Source organism: Pseudomonas sp. HN8-3, assembly GCF_020790195.1.
Classification (GTDB): domain Bacteria; phylum Pseudomonadota; class Gammaproteobacteria; order Pseudomonadales; family Pseudomonadaceae; genus Aquipseudomonas; species Aquipseudomonas synxantha_A.
Genome location: NZ_CP086206.1, coordinates 787,694 through 805,718, shown reverse-complemented (window position 1 = coordinate 805,718; position 18,025 = coordinate 787,694). Strand labels below are relative to the sequence as shown.

Sequence of the window (18,025 nt, the reverse complement as noted above, 5' to 3'; positions counted from 1 at the left end):
CGCAATTCCCGAAGGACAACAGATCATTCTCAAAATGAACGGAGTTCAGCGCGTGCTTTTGACTTCCCGCCGTCAGCTGACGGTCATCGCAGCAGCCCTGGCCCTTGCGGCCTGCCACACGTCTGTCACCGAACAACCACCGGCACCGGAGTTGGGTTCGGGCTATCGCACTGACCTGAGTACCCGCCACGCCGAGCACCATATGGCCGCCGCTGCCAACCCGTTGGCTGCCGAAGCCGGACGCGAGATGTTGCGCCAAGGCGGTTCGGCCATCGACGCGGCGATTGCGATGCAAGCGGTGCTGACCCTGGTAGAGCCACAGTCTTCCGGCATTGGTGGCGGTGCGTTCATCATGCTATGGGATGGCAAAAACGTGCAGGCCTACGATGGCCGCGAGACCGCACCGGCGGGGGCGACCGAGCGCTTGTTCCTGAAGGCCGACGGCACGCCGATGGCGTTCACCGATGCGCAAATTGGCGGGCGCTCTGTCGGCACGCCGGGTGTATTACGCGCACTGGAAATGGCGCACAAGAAGAGCGGCCATCTGCAATGGGCCAAGCTGTTCGAGCCGGCGATCCGCCTGTCGGAGCAGGGCTTTGCCATTTCACCGCGCTTGCATAGCTTGATCGCGGCGGATCGCTTTATTGTGCAATCGCCCGAGATGGCGGCGTACTTCCTGAATGCCGATGGCTCGCCCAAAGCCACCGGCACGCTGTTGAAAAACCCGGCGCTGGCCGCGGTATTCAAGCGCATCGCCAAGGAAGGGCCGGATGCGCTGTACCACGGGGCGATTGCCGATGAGATCGCACGCAAGGTGCAGGGCAATCACAATGCCGGCAGCTTGTCCGTAGCCGACCTCAAGGGCTACAGCGCCAAGGAGCGCGCCCCACTGTGCACCGACTACAAACAATGGAAAATCTGCGGGATGCCGCCGCCCTCCTCTGGCGGGATTGCCGTGGCGCAGATCCTTGGCACCTTGCAGGCGCTGCAGACCCGCGACCCGCGCCTGGCGATCGCGCCGATGACCCCGAACAAGAGTACTTCGCCGGCCGGGCTTGAACCGACACCCGAGGCCGTGCACCTGATCGCCGAAGCCGGGCGCCTGGCCTTTGCCGATCGCGCCCTGTATGTGGCCGATGCAGACTTCACCCCCGTGCCGGTTGCCGGCCTTGTTGCACCCAACTACCTGACCCGGCGCGCCGCGCTGATCGGCGAGCGCAGCATGGGGGTCGCCAAGCCTGGCCAACCGGAGGGCGTTCAAGTGGCGTATGCACCGGATCGCTCGCCGCTGCGCATCTCCACCTCGCAAGTGGTGGCGGTGGACGACCAGGGTGGCGCGGTGTCGATGACCACCACCGTGGAAGCGGCGTTCGGCTCCCACGTGATGGTCCAGGGCTTTTTGCTCAACAACCAGATGACCGATTTCTCGTTCATCCCCGAAGAAAACGGCCAGCCTGTGGCCAACCGCGTGCAACCCGGCAAGCGCCCGCGCTCGGCCATGGCTCCGACCCTGGTGTTCGATCGCAACAATGGTGAGTTGCTGGCCACCGTGGGCTCCCCGGGCGGTTCGCAGATCATCGAGTACGTGAGCAAATCCCTGGTGGCCATGCTCGACTGGAAGCTCGACCCGCAAGCGGCCATCAGCCTGCCGAATTTCGGCAGCCGCAATGGCGCCACTGAGTTGGAAACCGGCCTGTTCAGCCCTGCGCTCAAACAAGCGCTCAAGGACAAGGGCCATGCCCTGAGCGAGATCGATATGACCAGCGGCGTACAGGCCATCGTGCGCACGCGGGATGCCCAGGGCAAGGTGTCGCTGAGCGGCGGCGCCGACCCTCGGCGTGAAGGCGAGGCGCTGGGTGACTAAGGGGTTTTGATCAACGGAGAATGCACGGTGCACACAGCCCACAACCTCGGCGCCCTACCCGGCGTCGATCACGGTTTTTGTTCGATTGATGACCCGCTGCGACCTGATGATGTGTTCATTTGCAAGCAGGTGCACAGCGCGTCGGTGATTGAATGGCAGTCGGGCCAAGTGACTAATACGGTTGAGGCGGACGGGGTGTTCACCCGGAGCCGGCAGCCAATTGCGGTCATCACGGCCGACTGTTTGCCCATCCTGATCGCAGGCGGTGATTTAGTGGCCGCCATTCATGGCGGCTGGAAGGGCCTGCAACGCGGGATTATCGGCAATGCCGTGCAGCGTTTTATCGATGAAGGCATTAGCGCGGCCCAGTTGCGGGTGGCAATTGGGCCGTCGATCAAGCCTTGCTGCTATGAGGTGAGTGAAACGTTCATTGCCCAGTTCCAAGCGGATCAAGGCCACCTATGGGAGGACAGCCAGGCGCCCTGGAGCATTGAGCAACCGACACCGCTACAAGCTCCGCACATTACACCGCCCCACGCCAGGCAAGCGGGAAGTGCCTGGTTTGACTTGAGCGGGTATGGGCTGCTGTTGCTGCAAGCGGCGGGGGTCAAGCGCGAGCAGATCGAGGTGAGTGACGTGTGCACTTATTGCACGTCACCGACGTTTGCCAGCTATCGCAGGAGGACGCATCACTTGGAGGAGCCGAAGACATTGATCTATTCGTGGATTGCTCGTACGACCTGACGGACATACCGTACCTTGTGGAGAGGGAGGTTGCTCCCGCTGGGCTGCGAAGCAGCCCTTGAACCGCGAGCCACCAGCAATCAGCGGCTGATCTTCAACCCCTTGCGCCCCGCGTGCCGCTCCAACGCCAACTCAATCAACCGGCTCACCAACTCGCTGTAGCTCATGCCCGCCGCCTGCCACAGCTTGGGGTACATGCTGATGCGGGTAAAACCAGGCAGTGAGTTGATCTCGTTGATCAGGACTTCGCCCTCATTCGTCAGGAACACATCCACCCGCGCCAGCCCTGCGCAACCCAACACCTCAAAGGCTTCAATGGCCAAGCTGCGAATTCGCTCGCTGGCTTCACGGCTGATAGCCGCAGGCACCACCACTTGTGCGGCCTGATCGTCGATGTATTTGCTGTCGTAGGAATAAAAGCCGTTGCTCACCACGATCTCGCCACAACTGCTGGCGATTGGGTGGTCATTGCCCAACACCGCGCATTCGATTTCACGGCCTAGAACGGCGGACTCCACCAGCACTTTCTCATCAAAACCCAACGCCAGCTCAACCGCAGCGTGGTACTCGGCTTCGCTGCCGACTTTGCTCACGCCCACTGAGGAGCCCTGGTTGGCGGGCTTGACGAACATCGGCACGCCGAGCTTTTTCGCCGCCGCTTCAAAGGAAGTGCGCGCCGCGTTGCCACGGGTGAGGGTGATGAACGGCGTGACGGCAATACCGGCGTCACGCAGCAGGCGCTTGCTGATGTCTTTGTCCATGCACACGGCCGAGCCGAGCACGTCGGAGCCGACGAAAGGCAAGTCGGCCATACGCAGCAAACCTTGCAGGCAACCGTCTTCGCCAAGGGTGCCGTGGACAATCGGGAAGATCACATCAATATGTTCCAGCAGGCCCTGCCCGGAGGTTTCCACCACCTGCTGGCTGGCCTTGCCGGGCACCACCGCCAATTCGCGGTTGGATTGGTTGAGGGCGATCAGGGCCGGGTTTTCCTGGTTGATCAGGAAGTTCGACGTGTCGTTGAGGTGCCAGTGACCGGCCTTGTCGATACCGATCAGGATGGGTTCGTAGCGCGAACGGTCGAGGGCATCGACGATGTTGCGCGCCGATTGCAGCGAGACCTCATGCTCAGCCGAACGGCCACCAAAAATAATACCTACCCGCACCTTGCTCATGACCCGGCCTCACTGTTGAAAGTAAGGCTTCTTAACACGGGTAGTCAGCGGTTCGCTAGCAATCTGCACCGCCCAACGCCTGCACAATCGTACAAGACCCCAGGCAGACAACTGCGGCAGACTCGGTTAACGTGTTCCCACCTCCTTCTGTGACAAGTCACCATGGGCAAACCCACCCACTCCCTCGACTGGCTGCACCGCGCGCCGCACGCCAGTGGCCTGGACCGTATCGAGGCGTACTTTGCCGGTTTCGCATTCGACCCCCATCGCCATGACACCTACGCCATCGGGCGCACGTTGTTCGGCGTGCAGAGTTTTCATTATCGCGGTGGCATGACCCACAGCATGCCCGGCACCACCATGGTGATTCACCCGGACGAAACCCACGACGGCCGTGCCGGCAGCGATGAAGGCTTCAAGTACCGGATGATTTATGTGGAGCCGGCGCTGATCCAGCAGATCCTCGGCGGCAAACCCTTGCCTTTCATTCCCGGCGGCCTGTCCACCGACCCTCGGCTGCACCGCGCCAGCGAAGTGCTGCTGCAAAGCTTGGATTGCCCGATTGACCCGATGCAAGAGCAAGACGCCATGTTCGACCTGGCCCAGGCCCTGAGCGAGGCATCCGGTGCCGTCGTCAGCCGTAAATCCTTCGACTACGTGGCCGCCGAACGCGCCCGTGAATTTATCCACAGCGCCCTGGGCCGCAGCATCACCCTGGATGAAATAGCCGACCATGCCGACCGCGACCGCTGGGCGTTATCGCGGGATTTTCGCTTGTTGTTCGGCACCAGCCCCTACCGCTACCTGACCATGCGCAGGCTGGACCTGGTGCGTCACTTGTTGGCCCAGGGCCAATCTCTGGTGGATGCCGCAATGACCGCCGGCTTCACCGACCAAAGCCACATGACCCGGCAATTTCGCAGCACCTACGGCATGCCGCCGTCGCGTTGGGTAAAGATGCTCGGACGCTGATCCAAGACTTGGAATGCATTCAATGTGGGAGGGGGCTTGCTCCCGATAGCGGTGTATCAGCGACAAATATATTGACTGACACACCATTATCGGGAGCAAGCCCCCTCCCACATTTTGAATGTAGTGGTGTTGCTGGCATTTGGTCATGGTTTGTAAAGGGCCAGCAAGCTGTGTCCCTTTAAATTGCAGGACGTTTCCGAGACAATCCCTGCCGCCTTGTGCCTGTTGGAATCGATGGCTAGTCTTCGGTCCGTCGCTGGATTTCAGTGATCGGGTTTAGCAGCCTGAGTTCAATAGGCACACGGTCCACATCTGCATTTATGGTGGCTGTGCGCGGGGCACCTTCGGGTGCGCTGGTTTTCCTATTGACCGGTCTGCTAACCCGCGTACAGCTGCCACCCTACGTTTAGCAGCGTTGGTGGTCGCTCCCATGCCCAATAGGAGTTACACCATGACCAAAGCACTTCCCGATCCACCCATGGACTGCCTCGTCGTCAACGAAGACCTCAGCTTCGAAGACGCTCAACTCTATATCTCACACCTGATCAACAGCGCCTCTGCCACCGTGTGGGACTGTTGCGATCACCTGCAACCCCACGACCGCGCCAGAATCCATGCCGCGTGGCATTTGCTGGAGATGGCCAAGACCGTGGTAAACCGCACTATCGAGTGCATGCCGCGCACCTGAAAACACGACAAAACTCATGTGGGAGCTGGCTTGCCTGCGATGCAAACACCTCGGTACATCAGGTACACCGAGGTGATGCTATCGCAGGCAAGCCAGCTCCCACATTTGGGTTCTGTTGTCGCCAAAATCGAGTTTGGTGTCCGAACGTGCTCTTTAGCTCGACAACTGATTGGCAAACTGCCCGACCGCACTCACCACTTTTTGCGCACCGTCCTGAATTTCCACAATCACCGTACCCGCCTCGGCTGCCAGGGCCAGGCCTTGCTCGGCTTGCAGGCGACCGTCGGCCATCAGCGCAACCGCATCGCGGGCCATGTCCTGGTTCTGGCGCACTACGCCGACGATTTCCTCGGTGGCTTTGCTGGTGCGTGAAGCCAGTTGCCGCACTTCATCGGCCACCACCGCAAAGCCACGCCCCTGCTCACCGGCACGCGCGGCTTCGATGGCGGCGTTGAGCGCCAGCAGGTTGGTCTGCTCGGCAATGCCACTGATGGTCTTGACGATGCTGCCGATCACCTGGGACTGAGCGTTCAGCGCCTCGATACCTTCGCCAGCCTGTTGCATGTGTTGGGCCAGGTCGCGCATCACGTCCACCGCCTGGGTGACCACGGTGGTGCCGCGCTGGGCGCTGTCGTCAGTTTGCAAGGAGGTGCTGTAGGCAATGTTGGCGGCCTCGGCCACCGCTTGCTCGCGGTTAACCTGGTCGGTGATCACCGTGGCGAACTTGACCACTTTGTACAGCCGTTCGTTGGCGTCCAGCACAGGGTTATAGGTGGCTTCCAACCACACCAGGCGACCGTGGCTGTCCACGCGCTTGAAGCGCGCCGCCACGAACTCACCGGCGTTCAAGCGCTTCCAGAACTGCTGGTACTCGGCGCTGTTGTATTCCTGCGGTTCGCAGAACATACGGTGATGTTTACCCTGGATCTGCGCCAGGCTGTACCCCATGGCGCCGAGGAAGCGGTCATTGGCGGTGAGCACATGCCCGTCCAGGTCGAACTCGATCAACGCGGTGGAGCGCATTAGCGCGGTGATGAGGTTTTCATGTTCACGCGAACTCTCGATGGTGCGGGTAAGGTCGCTGGAGAACATCGAAAACTGCTTGATGCGCCCCTGTGAACTGCGCACCGGCTGCAAGATTGAGCGCAACCAGGCTTCTTTGCCATTGCCACGCATCAGGCGCACGGCGCCGGCAAAGTGTTCCCCGCGGGCCAGCGCGTGCTTGAAGCGCAGTTGGAACTCGTCCTGGCGCACGTGGGCCGGCACCAGGTCTTCGATCGCGCGCCCGACAATCTCGCCCAGCGAGTAAGCCAGTTCCTGCAGGAAGTTGGCATTGGCCCACTCCACACGGCCTTCAGGGTCCAGTGTCAGGCAGAGCATTTCGTTTTCCAGGCTCTCTTTCACCTGGAGCAAGCTCGACAATTCTTCGCGCAGAGCGGTCAGCTCCTGCTTCAGGCGGGTATTGAACATGGGGCACCGTTAGGCAAGTGAGGTGGGTCTTCTCACTTGCATCGGCGCTGCCGGGGTTTTCTGAAGAGCGCTTGAGCCCTGAGCCGAACTATATTTTCAACTGCCATTGTTACGGCATACGCCCATGACCTGATATTCCAGGGTATTGAGCTTGCCGCTGGAGTCTTCATAGGTCATGCGCGACGGCACGACGTTGCATGAGCGGATCGGCGGCGTCACGTTGACGACCTTGGCGATGTCCAAGTCCATGCCGTAGCGGTAGGCCTGGACCTCGGGCACCGGCTTGCCTTTTTTTATGGCGTAGGCGGCCATGGCTTTCTCATTGCGCTCCATCATCAGGGCAAAGGTGCGATCCCCGCCCCCTTCGGCCAGTGCGCCAAATGACAACACAGCCGTTAATACAGCCGCACCTACTTTATAAAAGTTCATTGCGGTTTCCTCGACTGAAAAGTTCAGTGTCGAGATTAACCAACCCACCCTGACGCCAGGTTCACCAGAACATTACTTATTTGTTAGATGGCCGTTAGTTTCCAGAATTGTAATCTTCGCGCCATGCAGCTGTTATCCGTCGTTTGCAACTATCAGCCAGGGCCAGATCAATAAGAACGCCCGCCTCTATAAGAAGCTGATAACTGCCATCACCGAGGAGCGCATCATGAGCATTCGTCATTACACCCTTCCCTTTTCATTGATGGCCGCGTTGCCCCTGACCGCTGTGGCGGTGCAAGACACACCCGAGGGTTTTATCGAGGGCAGCCGCATCAACGTGCTGGCACGCAATTTCTACTTCAACCGCGATGACCGCAAAGGCCAGTCCAGCCCCACTGGCAATGGTTACTCCGAAGCCTGGGCCCAAGGTTTTATAGGCAAATTCGAATCCGGTTTTACCCAGGGCACAGTGGGTTTTGGTCTGGACGCGTTCGCCATGTACGGCCTTACGCTTGACTCGGGCAGCGGCCGCAGCGGCGGCAAAGGCTCGTTCGGCGTGCTGCCGGTGAACAGCGACAACCAGCCGGAAAACAGCTACAGCAAAATCGGCGGCGCGGCAAAACTGCGCGTGCTGGACACGGTGATCAAGGCCGGCGACGTGTTCCCACTCACCCCGGTGGTGGCCTACGGCGACTCTCGCCTGTTGCCCGAGAGCTTTCGCGGCGTCACCCTGCAAAACACCAGCCTGGAAGGCTTGAGCCTGCAAGGCGGGCGCCTGAGCGGCATGAGCCAGCCCAGTGAAAGCGGCATGAACAAAGGCTTTGCCACCTTCTATGCAGGCAAGGTCGACTCGCCCTGGATCGCCTACTTCGGTGGTGACTACCAGCTCAACAGCCATCTGGGCTTTAGCCTCTACAGCAGCCGCTTGAAGGACGCCTGGGATCAGTACTACCTGGGCAGCAACGCCAACTATGCGCTGACCGACGACGTGTCACTGTTCGGCGATTTCAACTACTACAAGGCCGTGGACGAAGGCCGCAAACGGCTCGGCGAATTCGACAACAGCATCTGGAGCGCCAGGCTTGGGGTCAAGGTCGGCGCCCATAGCGTGGCCGTGTCGCACCAGCGCAACAATGGCGACGATGACTTCGACTACCTGCGCCAGTCTGATTCGATCTTCCTCAACAACTCGATCCAGTACAGCGACTTCAATTCGCCCAAGGAGCGCTCATGGATGGTGCGCTACGACCTGGACATGCAGGCGTTCGGCATCCCGGGCCTGTCGTTCATGACCCGCTACGGCAAGGGCACCGGCGCCGACTACAGCAACGCCAACGCCGTGTACATGCGTCGCGATGCGGCGGGTAACCCGCTGACCGATCAACGCCGTTGGGAACGGGATATCGAGGCCAAGTACGTGGTGCAAAGTGGGCGTTTCAAGGATTTGTCCCTGCGCTTGCGCCAGGCCACCGTGCGCTCCAGCGCCTTTGAGTCCGATCTGGAAGAAGTTCGCTTGATCGCCGAATATCCACTGGCCATTTTGTGACACTTACATTCGCTCGCGATTAACTAACATCTGTTCACAAATAGCCGGTTATCAAAATTGTAATATTGGCCTCAGCTTCTCGTTAGTTTCAACTTTCTATACTCGCGCCAACTTATTTACCGAGCACGTTCATCTCTGAAGCTTTTGTGTAGCTCCTTTGGAAAGAGATGAATTTTTAACGCCCCGCTTGGGGCGTTTTTTTTGTGCGCCGGGCTGTGCGACCGATGGTCGCAGTTGACCCTAAAGCTACTTTAGCCTTCAGACTTTTCCCACTTTGATAACAGCCGCCATAAGGACATGGGCGCCTTCTCTCCATCATTCAAGAGGTAACCCCCATGCGTATCCTTGTGATTGAGGACGAGCAAAAAACCGCTGACTATTTGCGACAGGGTTTGAACGAAAGCGGCTACGTGGCCGACTGCGCCGCCAATGGCATTGATGGCCTGCACCTGGCCGAGCAGCATGCCTACGAGCTGGTGATTCTGGACGTCAACCTGCCGGGCAAGGATGGCTGGCAAGTGCTGGAACAACTGCGCCGCAACGGCAACCAGCGGGTGATGATGCTCACGGCCCGCGGCAGGCTGGCGGACAAGATCAAGGGCCTGGACATGGGCGCCGACGATTACCTGGTCAAGCCGTTCGAGTTCCCCGAGCTGCTGGCGCGGGTGCGCACCCTGTTGCGGCGCAGCGAACACATCCCCCAGCCGGAAGTGTTCCGCGTCTCGGACCTGGAACTGGACCCGCGTCGCCACCGCGCCTATCGCGGCACTCGGCGCATCGACCTGACCACCAAGGAATTCGCCCTGCTGCAGGTGCTGATGCGCCAGAGCGGTGAAGTGCTGACCCGCACGCAGATTATTTCGCTGGTATGGGACATGAATTTCGACTGCGACACCAATGTGGTGGAAGTCTCCATCAGCCGCCTGCGCGCCAAGATCGACGACCAGAGCGAGGTCAAGCTGATCCACACCATTCGCGGCGTCGGCTACGTGCTGGAGGCGCGTCCATGAAAACCGGCAGCCTGTCGATGCGCCTGGGTTTGACCGTCAGCCTGATGGGCGCGGGCCTGGTCTTGCTGCTGGCCACCCTGGCCTACCTGGCCCTCACCCATGAACTGGAAAAACTGGCGCGCAAGGGCCTGGAAAGCAAGATGGAGCAGCTCCAGCACAGCCTGTCCCTGGGGCTCGACGCCCAGGCCATTCGCGCTCGTCCCCATGCGCTGCTGGACCTGGTCATCGGCCACGACAATTTCTACCTGACCATCGTCGGCACCGCGCCCGACACCCGCGTGTTACTGAACATCGGCGCCAAGCCACAATCGCCGTTGCTCACCGACTTCAAACCGCGGGAAACCCTCGGCTACCTGAACTGGACCGACAGCGACGGCAACCAGGTGCTCAGCGCCTCCAGCCTGATGCGCCTGGCCAGCGGTGAACGCGTGCGGGTGCTGCTGTCCCTGGACCGCAGAGACGACCAGGCACTGCTCAGCGCCTATCTGCGCGCCACGCTGATTGCGCTGCCGCTGCTGTTGATACTGATCGGCATGGGTGCCTGGTGGTTGGTACAACGCGGCTTGGCGCCGTTGAAGCAATTCAGCCAGGTGGCGGCGAAGGTCACCACCCAGGACCTGACACACCGTTTGTCCGTCGACAATTTGCCCCACGAACTGGGGGAACTGGCCCAAGGCTTCAACGTGATGCTCGACCGCCTGGATGCGGGCGTACAGCAACTCTCGCAATTCTCCGATGACCTGGCCCACGAACTGCGCGCCCCGCTGACCAACCTGATGGGCAAGGCTCAACTGACCCTGTCGCGCCAGCGCCCGCCGGAGGAATACAAAGCGGTGCTGGAATCCAGCACCGAAGAGCTTGAACGCCTGGGGCGTATTGTCAGCGACATGCTGTTCCTTGCCCAGGTCAGCCATCCGGCGGCGCGGGCGTCATTCACCGACGTATCCCTGGGGCAAGAGGCCGAGCGAGTGATGGAGCTGTTTGCCCTGAGTGCCGAAGACAAGCAAGTCACCCTGAGCCTGCGCGGCGAGGCCTGGGTGACGGGGGATCGTCTGATGATCCAGCGGGCGATTTCCAATTTGCTCTCCAATGCCATACGCCATACGCCAGAAGGTTCGAGCATCCTGCTGTTGGTGGAAACCTATGGCCAGAGCGTGTCGCTGTCGGTGGGCAACCCCGGCCGAGGCATCGACGCGCACCACCTGCCGCACCTGTTCGAACGTTTCTACCGCGCCGACAGCAGTCGTACCCGCGCCGAAGGCGGCAACGGGCTGGGGTTGGCCATAGTGAAATCGATCATGCATTTGCATCAGGGGCATGCTCATGTCACCAGCCAACCTGGGCGTTTCACACGGTTTAGCCTGGTGTTTCCTTTGCAAACAACAGAGATCTCATGTGGGAGGGGGCTCGCCCCCGATGGCAGTGTGTCAGTCAACACATGTATCAACTGACCTGCCGCTATCGGGAGCAAGTCGAATCGTCGCACCGCCCCTCCCACATTGGTTGTGTGGTGCATTCAAGATTGTTATTCGGCCTCTTCTTCACGGCGATGAGCCCATTGGTACAACGCCGGTAGCACCAGCAACGTCAGCAAGGTCGAGGAAATAATCCCGCCAATCACCACCGTCGCCAACGGGCGTTGTACTTCGGCGCCGGTGCCGGTGGCGAGTGCCATGGGGATAAACCCGAGGGACGCCACCAGCGCAGTCATCAGCACCGGGCGCAAGCGGGTCAGCGCGCCTTCGTGGATCGCCACCGCTAACGAGCGCCCTTCTTCGCGCAGGTTGCGGATAAAGGCGATCATCACCAGGCCGTTCAGCACCGCCACACCCGACAAAGCGATAAAGCCCACCCCCGCCGAAATCGATAGCGGAATATCCCGCAGCCACAGCGCCATGATTCCACCAGTCAACGCGAACGGAATCCCGGTGAACACCAGCAAGCCGTCCTTGAGGTTTTTGAACATCATGAACAGCAGGCCGAACACCAGCAGCAACGCCACCGGCACCACGATACGCAGGCGCTCGGAGGCTTCTTTCAACTGTTCGAATTGCCCGCCCCAGGTGGTCCAGTAACCGGCGGGCACTTTCACCTGAGTGGCAATGGCCGCTTCGGCTTCCTCGACAAACGAGCCGATATCGCGCCCACGCACGTTGGCGCTGACGATCACCAGGCGCTTGCCGTTCTCGCGGCTGATCTGGTTGGGGCCCAGCACCAGATCGAGGCTGGCAACCTGGGACAAGGCGATAAAGCCCAACTGCCCCGAGGTACTACTCGCCAGCGCCGGCACCGGGATCAACAGGCGTGACAAGCCGTCGATATCGGTGCGTAACGTGTCGGACAAGCGCACCACCATGTCGAAACGCCGATCACCTTCGTACAACGTACCGGCCTGACGCCCACCGACGGCGACAGCGATGGTGTCCTGCACATCGCCCACATTCAGGCCAAAGCGAGCGGCCTTGTCGCGGTCGATATTGATGGTCAGAACCGGCAGGCCGGAGGTCTGTTCCACTTTCACTTCCGAGGCACCGTCGAGTTTCTGCAAGGTCTCGGCAATCTCTGCGGCGGTCTGGTTGAGCACCGCCATGTCATCGCCAAACACCTTCACCGCCACATCGCTGCGCACCCCGGAAATCAGCTCGTTGAAGCGCAGCTGGATCGGTTGCGACAGCTCATACACGCTGCCCGGCACAATCGCGCTGGCGCGTTGGATGTCGGCAATGATCGCCTCGCGTGACTTGCTCGGGTCCGGCCATTGGTCCTTGGGTTTGAGCATCACGTAGCTGTCGGAGATGTTCGGCGGCATCGGGTCGGAGGCGATTTCCGCCGTACCGGTGCGCGCAAATACCCGCTCGATTTCCGGCACTTCGGCCAGCAAGGTTTTTTCCAATTGCTGCTGCATCTGCACCGATTGCGTCAGGCTGGTGCCAGGTACGCGCAGCGCCTGCTGGGCGAAGTCGCCCTCGCTGAGGCTGGGGATAAATTCGCTGCCCATACGGCTGGCGACCAGGCCCGATACGACGATGGTCAGCAGCGCCAGGCCAAATACCAAGGGGCGGCGCGTCATCACCCAATTGAGCACTGGGTCATACACCCGGCGTGCGCTGCGCATGACGAAGTTTTCTTCTTCCTTGACCTTGCCGGTGACGAACAACGCAATCGCCGCCGGTACGAAGGTCACCGACAGAATCATCGCGCCGAGCAAGGCAATTACCACCGTGAACGCCATCGGGTGGAACATCTTCCCGGCCACCCCGGTAAGAGCAAAGATCGGCAGGTACACCACCATGATGATCAGTTGCCCGAAGATCAGCGCCCGTCGCGCCTCTTTGGCAGCAGCGAACACTTCGTGCAGGCGCTCACTGCGGGTCAGCAGGCGGCCGTGACGCTGCTGCGCATGGGCCAGACGACGGATGGCGTTCTCGACGATCACCACCGCACCGTCGACGATAATGCCGAAGTCCAGCGCACCGAGACTCATCAGGTTGGCGCTGACTTTGTTGGTGAACATGCCGGTGAAGGTGAACAGCATCGCCAGCGGAATCACCATCGCCGTGATCAGCGCCGCACGAATATTGCCCAGGAACAGGAACAACACCGCCACCACCAGCAACGCACCTTCGAAGAGGTTCTTCTTCACGGTGGCGATGGCTTTTTCCACCAGGTTGGTGCGGTCGTAGACGGTGACCGCCACCACGCCTTCGGGCAGTGAACGGTTGATCTCCTCGAGCTTTTTCGCCACTGCCTGGGACACGCTGCGGCTGTTCTCACCGATCAACATGAACACGGTGCCCAGTACTACTTCGCGGCCGTTTTCGGTGGCGGCGCCGGTGCGCAGCTCGCGGCCAATGTCGACCTGGGCCACGTTACGCACACGAATCGGGGTGCCGTCCGAGGTGGTGATGACAATGTTGGCGATGTCATCGATAGACGCCACTTGCCCCGGCGCGCGGATCAACAACTGTTCGCCGCTGCGCTCGATATAACCGGCGCCGACATTGGCGTTGTTGCGCTCCAGAGCGGTCACCAGATCGTTGAGCGTCAGGTTGTAGGCGGCCAGGCGCTTGGGGTCCGGCGCAATCTGATACTCCTTGGCGAAGCCTCCGATGGTATTGATCTCGGCCACGCCCGGCACATTGCGCAGCTGCGGTTTGATGATCCAGTCCTGGATCACCCGCAGGTCGGTGGGGGTGTAAGGCGTACCGTCCTCTTTGCGCGCACCGTCCTCAGCTTCCACGGTCCACAGGAAAATTTCCCCAAGCCCGGTGGAAATCGGCCCCATCGCGGTTTCGATGCCATCGGGCAATTGTCCTCGGGCCACTTGCAGGCGCTCGTTGACCAGTTGGCGGGCAAAAAACAGGTCGGTGCCGTCCTTGAAAATCACCGTGACCTGGGACAAACCGGAACGCGACAGCGAACGTGTCTGTTGCAAGCCGGGCAGACCGGCCATGGCGGTTTCGATGGGAAAGGTGATGCGCTGCTCGGTTTCCAGCGGCGAAAAACCGGCGGCCGCCGAGTTGATCTGCACCTGCACGTTGGTGATATCGGGCACCGCGTCGATGGGCAGTTTCTGATAGCTGGCGATGCCGACACCGGCCATCAACAGCACCGCCAGCAACACGATAATGCGCTGCTCGATGGCGAATTGGATAAGGCGCTCAAACATGGGGAATCACTCGCAGATCAATGGGCGTGTTCGGCCGAGCCTTTGCCCAGTTCGGACTTGAGGATGAAGCTGCCAGCCGTCGCCACTTGCGCACCGGCCTCCAGGCCCTGACGCACTTCGACGTAGCCGTTTTCACTGACGCCCAGTTCAAGATGGCGGGTGATAAAGCCTTCTGCAGTGCGCACGAACACCGAGGGCTTGTCCTCGACGGTCTGGATGGCGGCTTGCGGCACGGTCACCTTGGCCTGGTAGGTATCGGTGGCGACTTGCACGGCCACGAATAAACCAGGACGCCAGGCGTCGTCGGGGTTGGGCACCGTCACACGCACGGTGGCGGTACGCGTTTGCTCGCCGAGCAAGTTGCCGACATACGCCACGGTGCCCAGCACTTCGGTGCCCATTTCCGTCGAGCTGACTTTTACGGGTTTGCCTACACGGACCTTGTTCAAGTCCTTGGGAAAGACACCGAAGGTGACCCACACCTGAGACAGGTCCGAGAGCGTGAATGCGTTGCTGGTTTCACTGACCACCTCGCCCACGCCCAGGTGTTTTTCCACCACCACCCCGGCGAACGGCGCCCGCAGTTCATAGCGATTGCCACCGGCCAGAACTGCGCTGCCGCTGAGGGCGGTCATCTTCTGCCGCGCATTGTTCAGGGCGATTTCGGCCTCTTGCAGGGTTTGTCGCGCCAGCAGGTAATCCTGCTCGGCGGAGATTTTGTCCTGCCACAACTGGCGCTCGCGCTCAAAGGTGGTACGCGCCAGTTCGACCCGGCGCTGGCTGGCCGCCAACTCACTGCGCTGGTCGGAAATCTGCTGGCTGGCGATCACCGCCAACAGTTCGCCTTTTTTTACCGACTGGCCCAGATTGACGTTCACCGCTTCCACTACGCCCGCAGCACGGGGCACGATGTGGGAGGTACGGTCTTCATCAAAACGCACCTCGCCGGGCAGCGTCAGCACCGTGCTGATCGAGCGCGGTTGCGCCTGGGCCAGTTGAATACCGGCGGCCTGGATCTGCTGCTCGGTGAGTTCAAGTTTGCCTTCTTCTTCCTCGGCGTGGGCCAAGCCCGATAGCAGCAGGCCCAAGGCGACGGCGAGCGCCATGCCATGTTTTTTGTTCATCAGGGAACTCCAGGAAAAATCAAAACCGGGCGAGGTCGCCGTAAATTCGTTCGATACGCACCCAGGCGTCGGTGGCCTGGGCCGTCGCCGCGAGGTACTGGGTGCGGGCCGCGATCAAGGTACGCTGGGCGTCGAGCACGTCGAGAAAGTTGAACTTGCCCATCTCGAAACCACGGGTGGCGCTGTCTACCGCGCTCTGTGCGGCAGGCAGGATCTGTTGGTTGAACGCACGCACTTCGGTGTTCGCCGTTTGCCACAGGTCCAGGGCCTGGCGGGTTTCGGTGCGCAGGCGCAGCTCGGCGGCGTTGCGCAGGTCGCGGGCCTGGTCGGCGCGTCGAGTGGCCGCGAGGATGTTGCCCTGGTTGCGGTTGAACAGCGGGATCGGCATCGACACGCCCACCAGGTTGACCCGCTCGCGCACGCTGGCGTCGTACTGGCTGCCAATGGACACATCCAGGTCCGGAATGCGCTGGGCTTTTTCCAGGCCCACGCTGGCTTCGTTCTGCACAATGTTCAGTTCGGCCAGGCGCAGTTCGGCGGTTTGCTCAAGACGTGCCAGCAATGGCGCGGCGGCGGGTAACGCCGGCGCGGAGGTGTTTGGCGTGGCGACGGCCTGGAAGTCGGTGGCCGCACTGCCGGTGCTGGTGGCCAGGCGACGGTAGGCATCAGTGAGGCCAATCTGTGCGCGGTTCAATTCCAGGCGGATTTCCGACACCTGCACCTGGGCGCGGGTAGCTTCCACCGGTGATGACTTGCCGGCGGTGACACGCCCGTTGGCGACCACCAGGCCGCGCTCGGCAAGCGTCATGGAGCGTTGCGCCAGGTCGAGGCGCTCCTGGGCGCGCAGGGCGCCGTAGTAGCTGTCGATGACCTCGGCGCGCAACAGGTTACGGCGCTGCTCCAGGGTCAGCGCGGCGGCGTCCTGGGCGCGGGTGGCCACCTCGATGCGCGCACCGCGCTTGCCGCCCAGTTCCAGGGTCTGGCTGAGTTTGATACTGGTGGTGCGGCTGTTGCGGCGGGTGTCTTCGGCATCCCAGGAGGCCACCGGGTTGGGGATCAAGCCGGCCTGCTGGCGGCCGCCCTGGGCGATGTCGATTTCCCATTGTGCGGCCGCCAGGTCCGGGTTGTTGGCGAAGGCGGTTTGCAGCGCTGCATCGAGGGTGAGGGGTTGTGCCTGGGCGGCGTTTGCGGATATCCACAATGCCAATGCTGCCGCCCCCAACAGTGTTCTAACGGAAATTGCCATAACGAGAGTTCCACGCCCATGAAGTCGCTGAGGTGTCCCAGCGGGGGCAATGTAGCTGTCGGTACTTATCAGGGCCGTGGGTGAAAGATTACAAATCCGTTAGCCAGGCTCAGGCATGCACGTCGTCGTGATCGTCATGCTGAAAACCCTCGCCCTCGACCTGGATCGTGGCATGGGAAATATCGAATTGCTCGTGCAGTAACTCCGTCACTCGGCTGAGGATCTGCTGCTCAGTGCCCTGGGATGCATCCGCGACCAAATGCGTACTCAGCACATTCTTGCCACTGGTGAGGGCCCAGATGTGCAGGTCGTGCACGTCCCTGACCCCAGGCACGCTGCGGATGGCCTGCTCCACCTGCTCGATATCGACGCCTTCCGGCACACCTTGCAGCAGGATGTTCATGCTCGCCTTGAGGAGGGTCCAGGTGCGCGGCAATACCCAAAAGCCGATGGCGGCCGCGACCACGGAATCGACCCACCCCCAGCCGGTGAACATGATCACCAGCGCGGCAATGATCACGCCGACGGAGCCGAGCATGTCGCTCCAGACTTCCAGATAGGCACCCTTGACGTTAAGGCTCTCGCCGCTGGCCGCGCTGAGCAGGCGCATGGAGATCAGGTTGACGACCAGCCCCAGCAGCGCAATCACCAACATGCCGGTGGACTGGATCTCGGCGGGCGTCTGCAGCCGCAGGTAAGCCTCGTACAAGATGTAGAACGCCACGGCGAACAGCAGCAATGCATTGAACGCAGCCGCCAGAATCTCGAACCGCGCATACCCGAAGGTGCGCTTGCGATCTGCCGGGCGCTTGGCGACCTGGATCGCCACCAGGGAAATCGCCAGGGCCAGGGCGTCGGTCATCATGTGCGCCGCGTCCGACAACAGTGCCAGGCTGCCGGTGATAAAGGCGCCGATGACTTCGGCCAGCATGAAGCTGCCGGTCAGCCCCAGGGCGATCCACAACTTGCGTTCGTGGCCGGCGCGTACTTGGGCGTGGCTGTGTCCTGCGCTCATGGGATGTCCTTGTGGGTTGGGAGGAAACGGATCATAGAGCTATAGGCCAGATCCACGGGCATGGTTTGCAAAA

13 protein-coding genes and 2 pseudogenes are annotated in these 18,025 nt (G+C 61.1%); 7 read left to right on the top strand and 8 right to left on the bottom strand.

Going from position 1 to position 18,025, the window contains the following annotated elements:
• Positions 1 to 34 precede the first annotated feature (34 nt).
• Together ggt and LJX92_RS03465 are read left to right on the top strand one after the other, a co-directional pair.
• Positions 35 to 1,864 (top strand): gamma-glutamyltransferase, encoded by a 1,830-nt coding sequence (ggt, locus tag LJX92_RS03470; protein WP_228309318.1) that lies wholly within the window; start codon positions 35 to 37, stop codon positions 1,862 to 1,864.
• 27 nt (positions 1,865 to 1,891) lie between these two features.
• Positions 1,892 to 2,608 (top strand): polyphenol oxidase family protein, encoded by a 717-nt coding sequence (locus LJX92_RS03465; RefSeq protein WP_228309317.1) that lies wholly within the window; start codon positions 1,892 to 1,894, stop codon positions 2,606 to 2,608.
• An 80-nt stretch (positions 2,609 to 2,688) separates the two neighbouring features.
• Here LJX92_RS03465 and ddlA read toward each other — a convergent pair whose 3' ends face one another.
• Complete coding sequence (gene ddlA / locus LJX92_RS03460) at positions 2,689 to 3,783, bottom strand: D-alanine--D-alanine ligase (RefSeq protein WP_228309316.1); 1,095 nt, start codon at positions 3,781 to 3,783, stop codon at positions 2,689 to 2,691.
• Positions 3,784 to 3,945: 162 nt separating this feature from the next.
• Here ddlA and LJX92_RS03455 point away from each other — a divergent pair, with 162 nt between their 5' ends.
• Together LJX92_RS03455 and LJX92_RS03450 are read left to right on the top strand one after the other, a co-directional pair.
• A complete protein-coding gene (locus tag LJX92_RS03455; RefSeq protein ID WP_032878033.1) occupies positions 3,946 to 4,755 on the top strand; it encodes an AraC family transcriptional regulator in 810 nt (269 codons plus the stop codon).
• Positions 4,756 to 5,206: 451 nt separating this feature from the next.
• Positions 5,207 to 5,443 (top strand): hypothetical protein, encoded by a 237-nt coding sequence (locus tag LJX92_RS03450; RefSeq protein WP_057701723.1) that lies wholly within the window; start codon positions 5,207 to 5,209, stop codon positions 5,441 to 5,443.
• A 153-nt stretch (positions 5,444 to 5,596) separates the two neighbouring features.
• Here LJX92_RS03450 and LJX92_RS27060 read toward each other — a convergent pair.
• From LJX92_RS27060 to LJX92_RS03440, 3 genes and pseudogenes are all read right to left on the bottom strand, one after another.
• Positions 5,597 to 6,028 (bottom strand): annotated as a pseudogene (locus LJX92_RS27060) (methyl-accepting chemotaxis protein); the annotation flags it as partial.
• A 156-nt stretch (positions 6,029 to 6,184) separates the two neighbouring features.
• Positions 6,185 to 6,823: pseudogene (locus tag LJX92_RS27055) on the bottom strand (PAS domain-containing protein); the annotation flags it as partial.
• A gap of 186 nt (positions 6,824 to 7,009) precedes the next feature.
• Entirely contained in the window at positions 7,010 to 7,342 is a 333-nt protein-coding gene (locus LJX92_RS03440) for a DUF2790 domain-containing protein (protein ID WP_228309314.1), read from the bottom strand.
• Positions 7,343 to 7,568: 226 nt separating this feature from the next.
• Here LJX92_RS03440 and LJX92_RS03435 point away from each other — a divergent pair, with 226 nt between their 5' ends.
• From LJX92_RS03435 to LJX92_RS03425, 3 genes are all read left to right on the top strand, one after another.
• Positions 7,569 to 8,888 (top strand): OprD family porin, encoded by a 1,320-nt coding sequence (locus LJX92_RS03435; RefSeq protein ID WP_228309313.1) that lies wholly within the window; start codon positions 7,569 to 7,571, stop codon positions 8,886 to 8,888.
• A 335-nt stretch (positions 8,889 to 9,223) separates the two neighbouring features.
• Positions 9,224 to 9,898, top strand: a complete 675-nt coding sequence (locus tag LJX92_RS03430) for a heavy metal response regulator transcription factor (RefSeq protein ID WP_228309312.1) — start codon at positions 9,224 to 9,226, stop codon at positions 9,896 to 9,898.
• Complete coding sequence (locus tag LJX92_RS03425; RefSeq protein ID WP_103734681.1) at positions 9,895 to 11,349, top strand: heavy metal sensor histidine kinase; 1,455 nt, start codon at positions 9,895 to 9,897, stop codon at positions 11,347 to 11,349. Before LJX92_RS03430 ends, LJX92_RS03425 begins: the two co-directional genes overlap by 4 nt.
• Before the next feature lie 74 nt (positions 11,350 to 11,423).
• Here LJX92_RS03425 and LJX92_RS03420 read toward each other — a convergent pair whose 3' ends face one another.
• The 4 genes from LJX92_RS03420 to LJX92_RS03405 all read right to left on the bottom strand — a co-directional run bounded on the left by LJX92_RS03420 (position 11,424) and on the right by LJX92_RS03405 (position 17,952).
• The gene (locus LJX92_RS03420) at positions 11,424 to 14,567 is read right to left on the bottom strand and encodes a CusA/CzcA family heavy metal efflux RND transporter (protein ID WP_228309311.1); all 3,144 of its coding nucleotides are present in this window, start codon (positions 14,565 to 14,567) and stop codon (positions 11,424 to 11,426) included.
• Positions 14,568 to 14,584: 17 nt separating this feature from the next.
• On the bottom strand, positions 14,585 to 15,691 hold the full coding sequence (locus LJX92_RS03415; protein ID WP_078820219.1) for an efflux RND transporter periplasmic adaptor subunit: 1,107 nt from the start codon (positions 15,689 to 15,691) through the stop codon (positions 14,585 to 14,587).
• 19 nt (positions 15,692 to 15,710) lie between these two features.
• A complete protein-coding gene (locus LJX92_RS03410; RefSeq protein ID WP_078820218.1) occupies positions 15,711 to 16,937 on the bottom strand; it encodes a TolC family protein in 1,227 nt (408 codons plus the stop codon).
• Between the two features lie 109 nt (positions 16,938 to 17,046).
• Positions 17,047 to 17,952 (bottom strand): cation diffusion facilitator family transporter, encoded by a 906-nt coding sequence (locus tag LJX92_RS03405; protein WP_032878042.1) that lies wholly within the window; start codon positions 17,950 to 17,952, stop codon positions 17,047 to 17,049.
• Between the last annotated feature and the right edge of the window lie 73 nt (positions 17,953 to 18,025).